Annotated in this window: 13 protein-coding genes; 2 read left to right on the top strand and 11 right to left on the bottom strand. The window is 53.7% G+C overall.

Annotation, left to right across the window (positions count from 1 at the left end):
* Nucleotides 1–23: 23 nt before the first annotated feature.
* The gene (locus tag SIB68_RS08930; RefSeq protein WP_063399961.1) at nucleotides 24–557 is read left to right on the top strand and encodes an ecotin family protein; all 534 of its coding nucleotides are present in this window, start codon (nucleotides 24–26) and stop codon (nucleotides 555–557) included.
* A gap of 3 nt (nucleotides 558–560) precedes the next feature.
* Here the strand turns inward: SIB68_RS08930 and SIB68_RS08935 are convergent, their stop codons facing one another.
* The 6 genes from SIB68_RS08935 to gcvT form a co-directional block, all read right to left on the bottom strand.
* Nucleotides 561–1,241 carry a 7-carboxy-7-deazaguanine synthase QueE gene (locus tag SIB68_RS08935; RefSeq protein WP_063399962.1) on the bottom strand — a complete coding sequence of 227 codons (681 nt, stop codon included), beginning with the start codon at nucleotides 1,239–1,241 and terminating at the stop codon, nucleotides 561–563.
* The gene (locus SIB68_RS08940) at nucleotides 1,238–2,914 is read right to left on the bottom strand and encodes a CTP synthase (protein ID WP_063399963.1); all 1,677 of its coding nucleotides are present in this window, start codon (nucleotides 2,912–2,914) and stop codon (nucleotides 1,238–1,240) included. Before SIB68_RS08940 ends, SIB68_RS08935 begins: the two co-directional genes overlap by 4 nt.
* Nucleotides 2,915–2,951: 37 nt before the next feature.
* Nucleotides 2,952–3,434: a Dps family protein gene (locus SIB68_RS08945; RefSeq protein WP_063399964.1), complete on the bottom strand. Its 483-nt coding sequence runs from the start codon at nucleotides 3,432–3,434 to the stop codon at nucleotides 2,952–2,954.
* Between the two features lie 29 nt (nucleotides 3,435–3,463).
* Entirely contained in the window at nucleotides 3,464–4,594 is a 1,131-nt protein-coding gene (locus tag SIB68_RS08950; protein WP_063399965.1) for an RNA polymerase sigma factor, RpoD/SigA family, read from the bottom strand.
* Between the two features lie 69 nt (nucleotides 4,595–4,663).
* Nucleotides 4,664–6,484, bottom strand: coding sequence for an aspartate--tRNA ligase (gene aspS, locus SIB68_RS08955; protein WP_063399966.1), 1,821 nt, complete (start codon nucleotides 6,482–6,484; stop codon nucleotides 4,664–4,666).
* A gap of 82 nt (nucleotides 6,485–6,566) precedes the next feature.
* A complete protein-coding gene (gene gcvT, locus SIB68_RS08960) occupies nucleotides 6,567–7,691 on the bottom strand; it encodes a glycine cleavage system aminomethyltransferase GcvT (RefSeq protein ID WP_063399967.1) in 1,125 nt (374 codons plus the stop codon).
* Between the two features lie 139 nt (nucleotides 7,692–7,830).
* On the opposite strand from gcvT, the gene SIB68_RS08965 reads away from it, so the two are divergent.
* A complete protein-coding gene (locus SIB68_RS08965) occupies nucleotides 7,831–8,076 on the top strand; it encodes a hypothetical protein (protein ID WP_063399968.1) in 246 nt (81 codons plus the stop codon).
* Nucleotides 8,077–8,180: 104 nt separating this feature from the next.
* On the opposite strand, the gene speB is transcribed toward SIB68_RS08965, so the two are convergent.
* The 5 genes from speB to SIB68_RS08990 all read right to left on the bottom strand — a co-directional run bounded on the left by speB (nucleotide 8,181) and on the right by SIB68_RS08990 (nucleotide 12,605).
* The gene (gene speB / locus SIB68_RS08970; protein ID WP_063399969.1) at nucleotides 8,181–9,095 is read right to left on the bottom strand and encodes an agmatinase; all 915 of its coding nucleotides are present in this window, start codon (nucleotides 9,093–9,095) and stop codon (nucleotides 8,181–8,183) included.
* Nucleotides 9,095–9,955 (bottom strand): polyamine aminopropyltransferase, encoded by an 861-nt coding sequence (gene speE / locus SIB68_RS08975; RefSeq protein ID WP_063399970.1) that lies wholly within the window; start codon nucleotides 9,953–9,955, stop codon nucleotides 9,095–9,097. The genes speB and speE overlap by 1 nt, the downstream gene beginning before the upstream one ends.
* Before the next feature lie 291 nt (nucleotides 9,956–10,246).
* The gene (gene arfB, locus SIB68_RS08980; protein ID WP_063399971.1) at nucleotides 10,247–10,678 is read right to left on the bottom strand and encodes an alternative ribosome rescue aminoacyl-tRNA hydrolase ArfB; all 432 of its coding nucleotides are present in this window, start codon (nucleotides 10,676–10,678) and stop codon (nucleotides 10,247–10,249) included.
* A gap of 567 nt (nucleotides 10,679–11,245) precedes the next feature.
* Complete coding sequence (mazG, locus tag SIB68_RS08985) at nucleotides 11,246–12,160, bottom strand: nucleoside triphosphate pyrophosphohydrolase (protein WP_081215487.1); 915 nt, start codon at nucleotides 12,158–12,160, stop codon at nucleotides 11,246–11,248.
* Nucleotides 12,114–12,605, bottom strand: a complete 492-nt coding sequence (locus SIB68_RS08990) for a metal-binding protein (protein ID WP_063399974.1) — start codon at nucleotides 12,603–12,605, stop codon at nucleotides 12,114–12,116. The genes mazG and SIB68_RS08990 overlap by 47 nt, the downstream gene beginning before the upstream one ends.
* Nucleotides 12,606–12,649: the final 44 nt, after the last annotated feature.

Below are 12,649 nucleotides of genomic sequence, written 5' to 3' on the forward strand. Positions count from 1 at the left end.
GCCATTCTGTTGTGCTAAGCGGTATGGCGGTATCACTTCAGATCAGAATCTTTTTCGGGCTGGTTGTTTTGTGGTCGACGACAGTGCTGGAACCCCTGCGGGCAATACCACGGCTGGATTTGAATGATTATCCGCAGCCGATTGCTGGACAGCAACGCTGGGTGATTCAGCTCCCAGGGTTGCTAGCCAAAAGACCTGATCCTGTCCTGTCCACTAATGCTATGGATTGGCGGGTCCAGTTGATTGTGGGTCGAACGATTCAGTTGGACTGCAATCAGCACGATTTGTCAGGTCAAGGGCTGAGGATGGAGCGGCTTCAAGGAGCTGAGCAGCCGATGCTCTATAGCGTTGCAGGTGCAGTGAAGGTGATGTTCACTCGTATCGCTTGCCCCCCTGATGAGCCGATGCGTGAGAGCTTTCTTGTTTTTGGCACTAAGCCCTATTTGGTGCCCTATAACGCCTCCTTCCCGATCGTCGTTGATGTACCTGGTGGCTTAGAGGCGCGTTGGTGGTTGTGGAAGGCTGAGATCACTCAGCGTGAGGCAACCAAGCTTTGAGCTTCAACGGATACCAAGCCACTTGTGGGTTTGCATGCTGAGTCTCCAGTGGGGATGACTTTGTACGTGCTCGAAAGCTAGTTGTTGACCTGTTGTTGTCTCCCAGCCAGGTTGAAGGAAAAGTAGTGGTTCCTTTGATGTGTTGCTGAGGTGTGATTGTGAGGCGTTGTCGTTCTTTCTCGCTTCTAAGGCAGCTTTGGCCATGTCTTCGGCGAAGTTTAGATCGTCTGTTTCATGGACTACAACTTTAAGCTCATGACACGCTGCTAATAAGTCTGTGCGAGGTGGCGCATGGCGTTTTGGCGAGAGGGTGATCCATGTGGGAACACCGCTGAGCTGATTCACTCCGCTGGTTTCTAGATGGATTGGCAATGGCCCGCCGTGGTTTGGTGCTGTGGCAATGCGTAGTGCCTCACATAGGGGCGCGATGTTGTGTTGCAATGGCTCACCCCCGGTCAACACCACAAAGGCCGCGCCATCTTTTGCTGCTGTTGCTGTTTCCTCTGCTAGTTGTTCAAGCGTGATTTGCGGATGGTTTCTCGAGTTCCAAGAGTGCTTGGTGTCGCACCATGAACAGCCGACATCACAGCCGGCGAGCCTGATGAAGAAGGCGCTGCGACCGACATGGGCTCCTTCTCCTTGTAGGGAATGGAAGGTTTCTACTACCGGCAGATTGCCGGTCATCCAATCCGGCTGGGTTGCTCCTGAGCGGAGATGTTGGTCTGGCTTTGTCGGCGTAGGGCTTCGTTAGGTGAGGCTGGTAGCCGTAGTTGAGCTGCCTCGATTAATCCTCGGAAGAGGGGATGGGGTTTTCCGGGTCGGGAGAGAAATTCAGGGTGGTATTGGCAGGCTGTGAAGAAGGGATGACCTTTCAGCTCGATCAGTTCTACGAGGCGTCCATCGGGTGAGCTACCGCTGATGGTGTAGCCGGATTCAATAAATAGGTTGCGGTAGGAGTTGTTGAATTCATAGCGATGGCGGTGGCGCTCGTAGACAACCTGTTCGCCATAAAGCTTCTGTGCCAACGTGTCTGGTGCGATGCGGCATGGATAGACTCCAAGCCTCATTGTGCCGCCTAGATCGACTACGTCTTGTTGCTCTGGCAGGAGGTGGATAACAGGATGGCTGGTGTTGGGCTCCAGCTCGGAACTACTGGCTCCAGTGAGTCCTGCCTGGTTGCGTGCCCACTCGATCACAGCGCATTGCATGCCTAGACAAAGCCCTAGGAATGGCACTCGTTGTTCTCTCGCCCAGCGAATGGCAGCAACTTTGCCATCGACGCCGCGGTTACCGAAGCCTCCAGGAACTACAACAGCATCCATTCCTTTGAGTAGGCTTTCAGGACCATGCGTTTCGATCTGCTCGGCGCAGACCCAAGACAGCTCGAGAGAGGCATCTTGGGTGAGGCAGGCATGGCGCAGGGCTTCTACTACTGAAAGGTAGGCGTCGTTGAGTTGCACATATTTTCCGACTAGGGCCACCTTCACAGCGGGACCTGGGTTGCGCAGCTTATGAACCAGCTGAATCCAGCTTTTCATGTCGCTGTCATGGTCAGTCAGGTTGAGTACATCCAGCATTTCTAGACAGAGGCCCTCTTCCTCTAGTGAGATGGGTACGGCATAAATGCTGTCGGCATCAAGGGCAGTGATGACAGCCCGGTTTGGTACCCCGCAGAAGCCTCCAATTTTGCTTTTTAGGTCTTCATTGATTGGGCGGTCGCTGCGGCAAACCAGTACATCTGGTTGTATGCCGATTGCGCGCAGTTCCTTGACGGAGTGCTGTGTGGGCTTGGTTTTGAGTTCACCGGATGTGCCGATGAACGGGAGTAGGGTCACATGGATGTAGGCGAGGTCGTTGCGTCCTACGTCACCACGGAATTCACGGATTGCTTCGAGGAAGGGCAGAGATTCGATGTCTCCGACAGTTCCGCCGATTTCTGTGATCACGACATCTGCGCCACTATTGGCTGCTACTCGGTGGATGCGTTCGCGAATCTCACCAGTGATGTGGGGGATCACTTGCACAGTGCCGCCGTTGTAGTCGCCGCGCCGTTCCTTATTGATGACTGCTTGATAGATCGAGCCAGTGGTTACGCTATTGAGGCGTGACATGGCTGTGTCAGTAAAGCGCTCGTAGTGGCCAAGATCCAAGTCGGTTTCGGCGCCGTCTTCGGTGACGAACACTTCACCATGTTGAAATGGACTCATGGTGCCTGGGTCCACATTGAGGTAGGGATCCAGCTTCAGGATCGAGACGCTGTAGCCACGCGACTTGAGTAGGCGACCAAGGCTCGCGGCCACAATTCCCTTGCCGATGCTTGATACGACTCCACCGGTAACAAAGACGAACTTGGCCATGAATTTCAGGCTGATTCTTTAAGTTACCTCGGCTTTCTCATGCTTCCAGCAGGCTGCGCAGCATCCAGGCGGTTTTTTCGTGAATCTGAAGCCGCTGGGTTAATAGATCGGCGCTGGGTTGGTCATTGGCGGCTTCAGCCAGTTTAAAAATTTCCCGAGCGGTGCGTGCAACTTCTTCATGACCATCGACCAGCTCACGCACCATCTCGAGGGCGGCGGGATGTTGCTCCGCTTCCTTGATCGAAGCGAGTTGTCCGAGGGTATTGCCGCCGAAGGGTGCCAGAAAACCAAGGGCACGAATGCGTTCGGCGATCACATCGCGGGCATTCCAGAGCTCGGTGTATTGATCCATAAACATCAGGTGGAGCGTGTTGAACATCGGGCTGGTTACGTTCCAGTGGAATCCGTGGGTTTTGCCGTAGAGCACATAGGTATCGGCGAGAACCCTTCCAAGGCCGTCAGAGATTGCCTGTCGTTTGTCCGTTGGGATGCCGATTTCAAGGAAGGAGGTCTGAGGTATTGAAATTCAGTGCGTTTGTTAAGTGTTAATCAGGAATCGAGATTTTGAATGTAGTCCCGTACCTTGCAGCGACGTTGCGGTTGACGCAATTTCAAGAGGGCATGGCTTTCAATCTGACGCACTCGTTCTCGCGATAGATGCATTGCCTCGCCAATTTGCGTCAGGGTTTGCGGAGTGTCGTCTTCAAGTCCAAAACGTCGTCTGATGACTGTCGCTTCGCGGTGGCTTAGTTCATCCAGCAAGATTTCAAGGTCGTTGTGCAATTGATCGCGGGTGAGTTTCTCCTCTGGGGTCGCGTTGCTGTCTTCCAGCAGATCGCCGAGTTGGCTGTCTTGTTCTTGGCCTATTCGAGTTTCCAGGGAGATCGAACGTGGAACCCTCATTAGGGTTAGGCGCACTGTTTCTTCACTAAGGCCAAGTGCCTTGGCGAGATCGGCAATCGAAGCTAATCGTCCTTGGTTGCTAGCAATCTCCTGTTGAACCCGTTTGATGCGGTTTAGTTTTTCGGTGATGTGCATCGGCAGTCGGATCGTCCGACTTTGCGTCGCAATGGCCCTGGTGATGCCCTGACGGATCCACCAGTAGGCGTAGGTGCTGAAGCGGAAACCTCTGGCGGGGTCAAACTTCTCTACTGCGCGTTCCAAGCCCAGGGTGCCTTCTTGCACCAGATCCAGCAGTTCTATGCCCCGTTGTTGATATTTCTTGGCTACAGCCACCACAAGTCGAAGGTTGGCCTGGATCATCTGATCCTTGGCACGCCGACCATCTCGCAAACTTCGCTTGAGTTCCAAGGGGTCAAGACCAGTCAGGGCTCCCCAGGTCTTGTAACCAGTCTTGATTTTGTCTTGCAGTTCGGCCAGGTTGATCCCAGCAGCCACAGCCCATTCCTGTTTGGTGGGCCAGTGGCAGGAATGGTTCGCTTCTCGCTGCTGTAGCTCCTCCAGTCTTTGTAATTCTTTGATCGCTTCTTGGTTGGAGGCCAGTTTCCTTTCCTGTTTGAGCAGGGCTTCCCTGCGCTGAACAAGTCGCGCCAAGGTCACTTCCTCTTCATGTGTCAGTAGCTCTACGCGTCCAATGTCCTGTAAGTAGAGACGCACAGGATCGGTGCTGCCGCTTCTGCGGACTCGGGAAGTCTTGGTTGGTTGGGGGCTGCTCTTCAAGGGTTGCCCGCAAAGATGATGCCTTCAGGGTTAATGAAGACGCCCCAAGCTGTCTCGAATGCGCTGAATCTATTCGGGATCGACCCAGGTACTTTCTACATGCAGTTCCTCTAATTGATGGTAGGAGACACCTGCGGGGGCTTGGGTCATCAGGCAGCGAGCTTGTTGGGTTTTTGGGAAGGCAATCGTGTCGCGGATCGAGTCTTCCCCGGCGAGCAGCATGACGATCCGATCCATCCCGAATGCCAAGCCGCCATGAGGTGGGGCTCCCATCTCGAGGGCGTCGATGAGGAAGCCGAATTGTTGATTTGCTTCTTCTAGGGGCAGACCGATGGTTTGCAGGACTTGTCGTTGGAGTTCGGCATTGTGAATGCGTAGGGATCCTCCGCCAAGCTCCAGCCCATTCAAGACAAGGTCATAGGCCTGAGCACGGGCTTGTGGAAGGCGCTCCATCCAGGCGTCGGGATCATCGCCTAGATCGTCCTTATTTGGTGCACAGAAGGGGTGATGGAGAGCCTCAAGGCGGTTTTCTTCTGCGTTCAACTCGAACATCGGGAAGTCCACGACCCAGAGGAATTTCCATCGATTGTTGTCTTGGTCTGTGGGGATCAGGCCCAGCTCGCGGCCCAGGAATTGCCGCACCCGGTCAAGGGCGCTGTTGACGGTGGCGGTCTTGCCCGCTCCGAACAAAATCAGGTCACCCGCTTTGGCTCCAGTCTGTTTCAGCAGGGCTGTCTTTTGTTTGCTGTTGAGGTTGTCTTTGATCGCACCAATGCTGTCGATCTCATCGGAATCGCGTACACGGATGAAAGCCAGGCCACCGGCCCCAGCTTTTTGGGCTTCGTTGAAAATGTCTCCGCCGGGTTTGATGCGCACGTTGCTGATCAGGTCGTTCCCGTTTGGCACAGTGATGCACTTCACGGAGCCTCCAGCGGCTATGGCCCCGGAGAAGACTTTGAAGCCCATGTCTTTGAGGATGTCGCTGACATCATTGAGCTCCATTCCATAGCGGGTATCGGGCCGGTCGGTGCCGTATCGGTCCATGGCCTCATTCCAAGTCAATCTTGGGAAGGGAAGTGGAAGGTCGATGCCTTTCACTGCTTTCCAGATGGTGGCGATCAGTCGTTCATTGAGCTTGAGGATCTGTTCTTGATCCATGAAACTCATTTCGATGTCCAGCTGGGTGAATTCCGGCTGCCTGTCGGCGCGTAGGTCTTCATCGCGGAAGCAGCGAGCGACTTGGTAGTAGCGCTCCAAGCCGCCCACCATGAGTAATTGTTTGAATAGCTGGGGGGATTGAGGCAGCGCAAACCATTCACCGCTGCATACCCTTGAAGGCACTAGGTAGTCGCGGGCTCCTTCGGGAGTGGAGCGTGTCAGAACAGGAGTTTCCACTTCGATGAACCCCTCGTCTTCCAAAAAACGACGAGCCGTTTTAATGGTTGTGTGGCGTAGCTGGAGATTGCGGCTCATTCGCTCCCGGCGCAGATCTAGGTGGCGGTGACGCAGACGTAGCTCTTCTTTGACCGGTTCTTCGTCGTGGATCGAGACCGTAAAGGGCAGGTTGCCTGTGACGGGGTTGAGTACCTCGAGACCATTGGCTAGTACCTCAATCTCGCCGGTGCTGAGTTTGCTGTTGATTGCATCGGCCGGCCTGGGTCTGACCAGACCCGTGATCTGCAGGACGGTTTCATTACGCAGGCTCTCTGCGCTTGCGAAGAGCTCAGCACCTTGATCGGGATCCACGGTGATTTGTATGGTTCCACTGCGGTCTCGCAGATCGATGAAGATCACTCCGCCATGGTCTCGACAGCGATCAACCCAGCCACACAGTTGCACGTTGGAGGCGATGTGCTTACTGCGCAGTTCGCCGCAACCGTTGCTGCGCATGGGTAAGGCTTCAGGATGAAAAGTGAGTTTCCCACAGGGGCTTGTTGCCGCTTATTAGAACGACCGGTTTTGGTGATGGCCTTCAGCTAAGGGAAGGACGGCGATAAAAGGGGCGCTTCACCACCGTTGCCCGGTGGTGCTTGCCGCGGATCTCTACCTCTACTTCGTTACCGATGCGGGCTAGAGCTGTGGGTAGATAGCCCAGGGCTATCGCTTCTTCCAGACTGGGCGACCAGGTGCCGCTTGTGATTTCTCCCACTTTGTTGTTGTTGTGAAGCAGTGGGTATCCATGACGGGCTATGGCTCGTCCAGACAGCTTTAGGCCGACCAAGCGGCGAATGGGGCCTTGCTCTGCTTGTTGCTCTAAGGCAGTTCGACCCATGAATGGAGCAGGCATTTCCAGGTGTACCAACCAGCCGAGACCAGCCTCGAAGGGTGTTGTATTGATGTCCATGTCCTGTCCATAGAGGTGCATTGCTGCCTCTAGACGCAGGGTGTCACGGGAACCGAGTCCGCATGGGATGACTCCTTCGGCGAGCAATTTGAGCCAGAGGGTTCGGCCGGCTTCTGCCTCTAGGAGCAGTTCAAAGCCGTCTTCGCCGGTGTAGCCAGTTCGTGCAACGAAGACTGAAGAGGGATCTTTCGCTCCCAGGCCGTAAAACTGGACTTGGCGATGGCCGAAGCGGGGAAGGCTCGCTAGTGATTCGCCACTGAAGCGTTCCAACACCTTGGTCGCTTGGGGTCCTTGTAGTGCCAGTAAGACGCCATTGTTCTTGGCATCCGAGAGTGCGATGCCTGCGGGCTGCAAATGTTGCTTTAACCAGATGGTGTCGGTTTTGCTGCAGGCTGCATTAATCACAATCAGCAGGCTTTGGCTGTCTTGCTTATTGGTGCCAAGGTCATAAATGACTAGGTCATCGAGAATTCCGCCTGTTTCGTTGAGCAGCACCGTGTAGCAAGCCTCACCTGGCCCGATGCGATTGAGGTCGGTTGGCACTAGTGCCTGCAAGGTGTCTTTGGGGTTGGTTCCTTCGAGACGCAGCACTCCCATATGAGAGATATCGAACATTCCCACCTGCTGACGCACTGCCTGATGTTCTTGGAGTAGGCCAGAGAACTGCACTGGCATGTCCCAGCCGGCAAAGGGCACCATCCGGCCGCCTGCATCTCGGCAGAGGTCATGGAGGGGTGTTTGTTGCAGATTCACAGGCTGGTCGTTGTAGTGCCGAAATCCTATGGAGGGTGCTATCGGCTTGTAAAAGCGGAAGGAATGTCGCAGATTTGACGATTTCAGTCGTCCAATCCGTCAACAGTCCTTACCCTGAGCGTCATTCGGGGATTGAAAAATGTCCACGAGAGCCAGCTGCAACACCTGCGAACACTGTGGTACCAGTCAGTTGGCGGATGCAGGTTGGTGTCGTCTTAGGCAAATCAGCGTGCATCCAGAGTTGGCGCACGTTGCTCTGTGTCATCACTGGACAGAACAAGCCCCATCACTGCCATTGTTGAAGGAGAAAGCGACTGAAACTCAGATGGATCGGCAGCTTGAGCTTGGTCGTACTTTGGTTGGTTGTCTAAGTGAGGATCTTTAATCAGGGGATACAGGAGCTGTTTTCAGACCTGGATGTTTTCCGAGCTGTTTTGAGTGTTCGAAGATCTAGCGTGAAACTCTGCTGAAGCAATGGATTGATGCTGCTCACTTTTGCTCAGATGTTGCACACAGGCTGAGCAGCATGAGCAGGCTGCGGGTCACCTTGGCGCCTAGCACACTACTCATCCCTGAAGGATCAAGTTGTGGGGCGAGTTCCACCACGTCTGCGCCTACCAGTTGATGGTGTCGTAGTACATCCACGACGGCGGCAAAATCGCGCCATAGAAAGCCGCCTGGTTCAGGTGTCCCCGTCCCTGGCAGTACGGATGGGTCGAACCAATCTAAATCCACGGTGAGATAGAGAGGTTTGCCTTGATGGGGTGCAAGGGCTTTAGCTAGCTCAGTCGCTGCTTGGCCGGGGTTGTGGTTCACCAGCCGTTGCTGATCGTGTAGTTCCTGAAATTCTGCGCGTGTGCCACTGCGGATTGCTAACTGCAGCAGCTGAGCACTGGGCAGTACCTCGAGGCAACGGCGCATGGCACAGGCATGGCTGTGTCGCGCACCTAGATACTCTTGGCGGAGATCTGCATGGGCATCTAGTTGCAACAGCACGAGATCTGAATGAGATTCAGTGATTGCAGCCACTGCTCCGGAGCTGATCGAGTGCTCGCCGCCTAGCATCAGCGGCCTGAGACCCATCTGCAGCACGTTTTGGGTGGCTTTTTTGACTGCTTCTACAACTGGCTTAGGGTCGCCGAAGGGAATGTCAAGGGCGCCAAGATCGGTGAAGGCAATCTCATCTAGATCCAGATCAAGCTGAGGGCAGTAGGTCTCTAGGCCGTTGCTGACGTCGCGGATGGCTGCCGGACCGAAGCGGCTGCCTGGGCGGAATGAAGAGGTGCCGTCGTAAGGCACGCCAAAAAGTCCGACGTTGCATCCGGTAGGGTCACGTTTTGCAGCCATGAAGATGGCACCTTCGCTGTCGAATCTTGCTGCAGCGGTTGTTGTGTTTTGGGGCATCAAGTCAGCTCCCTTTCAATGAAAGCTGGGATGGCTTCAAAGGCACCCTGTTGCCAGCGTGGGCTCCAGATTTCACAGCCTGAGGAGATGGCGGCCGCTCTTGCTGGGAGTGGGTTGCGATAACGAGGACCATCGATGGCGGCGAAGGTCCAGCTCCACCAGCCGCTTGGATACATCGGCACAGAGCCGTAGAGGGGATCTGCGTAGCCAAAAACTTGACGGATCAGGCGAACAGTGTCGATGTGAACCTGGCGGAACGCTTCTGGGGACTCGCTTTGAGTAGCAAAAACTCCTCCGGGTCGGAGGAGTCGTCGACACTGCTGGAAAAAGGCCTTGTTGAAGAGGCCTTCAGCGGGTCCGGTCGGATCTGAGCCGTCCACAAGGATCACGTCGTAGGAGCAGTCAGCTGCATTGGTGACCCAGGCAATGCCGTCTTCCAGGTTGAGCTTTAAGCGGGGATCGCTCCACGCATGGCCTCCAAGGCTGGGCAGATGTTTTTGGCTCAGTTCCACGACTCGGCCATCAATTTCCACCATGTCGAGGTGTTTGACGTCTTGGTAGCGCAGGCACTCCCTTGCTGTGCCTCCATCGCCTCCCCCAATCACCAACACCTTTTCAAGTTGGGCAGCGCTACACAGAGCTGGGTGAACCAAGGATTCGTGATAGTGGCGTTCCTGGTGTTCTGCGGTCATCCAGCAGCCGTCGAGCAACAGCCCTTTGCCGTAGCGGCCGCTGTCGATCACCGTGATTCGCTGGTATGGGCTTTTTTCATCAACCAATACACGGCCTTGAAGGCCATAGCGAACACCCTGGTGGTGTTCATCGATCCAGCCACTTGCTGTTATCGAAGGGCTGTCCATGGCAAGGAGGCCTCAAACTCTCTTCCAGCTAAGTCCCCCGTAGGGCTTGGATGCCAGCGTGGGTCCATGGTGCAAGACCTTCTGATTGCAAATCGCTTGTTGATTCCCGCTGCTGAACTGCAATGGCGGTTTTCAAGGGTTTCTGGGCCTGGAGGGAAGGCGAGCAAAGGAATAGACTTAATTCAACGTTTTTAGCCTTTTTTTGTTGTTCTGTCCGAAGGGTGTTGTTTTCTACTTAGACGTGCATCTTTGCATGAATAATTAACGCAAGGCATGATGACTGAATGCTAATTAGGCATCGAGTGAAGGTTTGGATTGTCGGGTACATTTTAATTCGCCGCGCAGTTTTTTGGCTTGAAGACGACGTTTCTTTGCTGCTTGACTGGGTTTGGTTGGTTTGCGTGTCTTGGGAACTGCTTCTAAGCCCATTCGTAAAAAATAAGCCAGTCTCGAAAGGGCTAACTGACGGTTTTGATATTGGGAACGTTCTTCCGCTGCAACCACACGTACACAACCAGCTACCAAGCGATGTTGAAGTTGATTTAATAAGCGTTTTTTTCGAAAAGGTCCCAGTGCAGAGGTTGCGTTGAGATCAAAGATCAGTTCAACTCGACTATTGGTCTTGTTGACGTTTTGCCCACCAGGACCTGAAGCTTTGGAGAATCGCCATTGTAATTCAGCTGATGGGATGACTAATTGTGAATTAACTCTTAGATCGTCCATTGACTTTAGTCGCAGATCTTGGCAGTATTTTTAAGAGTGTGACTCTATTGAAGTGGGCTTAGTGGCATGTCGCATGGTAATGATTAAAACACATGATTGTTGCAGGTCAAGATTTGGCCAGGACAGATGTCACTGGCCATGGCATTGGCGCTAATCCTTCTTTTTGAAGGTTGAGATTGTTCATGCTTCTGCTTATGGAAACTTCGCAAGATAAACTTGGAATATTCTCCTAAGCTAATGACTTGGTTTTGAGGTCGAATCGCTTTTTGGATTCTTTCAAAGCCAAACATCCCAATGATCCATTCAAGGAATAATTTGCATCCAAGGGCTAAATTAATAAGCAGGTGATCATTCTTCTTTTTTTCGATTATCACGATTTCGGAAAGCTCTCTCTCCTGTCCATAATGCGATGGCAATTAATACGGCTGTAATCGTTAGGGGAAAATCGGTAATTGATACAGCGAACATTGGATAAATCATCTCTGGCTTTGCTTGAAATAGATGGCTTGGGCTTTTAGGTTGTGCATTTAGGCTATAGAACTTATTCTCTTAAGCCTTGCATGTGTGTTAATTCGATATCTTTTTGTCGTCAGCCTCTTCTCGAATTGCTGCTTTGGCTTCTTGCCAAAGTTGTTCTAGCTCCGTCAGTGATTGGCCGCTTAGCTGGCCGTCTAGTGCTGCTTCAACGCGAGAAAAGCGATTAAGAAAGCGTTGGTTTGTACCTGCAAGGCCTTCTTCTGGGTTTAGGCCGCACCAGCGCGCAACATTCACAAGAGTGAACAGCACATCACCAAGTTCTGTTTGTGCATGGGCTTGGTCTTCATGCTCTACCGCCTCTTTGAGTTCCTCGAACTCTTCTTGCACTTTTCCCCATACTCCATCGATGGTGTTCCATTCGAAGCCAACGTTCGCGACCTTTTTGGAGATGGCCATCGCTCCAGCTAGAGCTGGCTGGCCTCTGACCTTGCTACGTAGACGATCGCTTAGCGGATTTTTAGAGGCCGTGCTGGGTTGCTCACTCGCTTTAATCGATTCCCAACTTTGCCCAACTGCTTCGCTGTCGATTGCGACTGCCTCTGCGAACACATGCGGGTGACGGCGAATCAGCTTTGCGCTGATGCCTCGAGCGATGTCTTCGAGATTGAAGCGTCCTTCTTCGTTAGCGATCTGAGCATGTAGCACGACCTGCAGCAGAAGATCCCCTAGTTCTTCACTGAGGTGGTTGTCATCGCCGTTGCGGATGGCGTCGGCCACTTCGTGGGCTTCTTCCAACATGCATGGAATCAAGGAGGTATGGGTTTGCTCCAGATCCCAGGGGCAACCTCCCTTTGGATCCCTGAGCTGGGCCACGATGCTCACCAGCTCCGCGATGGCTTCTGTTGGAGCCAGATGTTGTTCGGCGTCCATGGCCATTGGTTTGTCTTGGCCTACCTTCTCATCGATGACGCCAGCGATGCCATTCGGCGGGGAGGGGATCGCCATCGAGAATGAGGTGTAGCCAAACACTGGCTTCTAGCCCGAGCAGCAGTGAAAGGATTGGTTGAGGATTAAGCCGCAGCTGCTCATTCAATGCTTTGGCAAGACTCAGCGGTGCAGGGCAACCTAGCGGCTGCAAGAGCATCAGTAGTAGGCCAGTCCAACTCATCAGATAGGCGAGCCTTAGACCGGTACCGATCAGTGGGCCGTGGGAGAAGAGGGAGCGATGGGGAATCAGCTTGCGGTAAGGCCACCAAAGCCCTTGCAAGAGCCCCCAGCGCTTCAATGGTTTTGAGTTAGTGTCGAGGTCTGGAGACAGCCACAGTCCGCCGACGACAAAGCCCAGCCCACCAAGGAGACCACTGGGCAAGCCCATCACAAAGCTCAGGCCGAAGCCAAATGGCAGGCTCCAGAAGTAGGTGGCTTTGTCGTGGTCTTCGCCTGAGGCCATGTCTCTTCTATGGTGCTCAAGTCCACCTTGACCTCTTGGGGCAC

The organism is Prochlorococcus sp. MIT 1323, assembly GCF_047304905.1.
Lineage (GTDB): Bacteria > Cyanobacteriota > Cyanobacteriia > PCC-6307 > Cyanobiaceae > Prochlorococcus > Prochlorococcus marinus_D.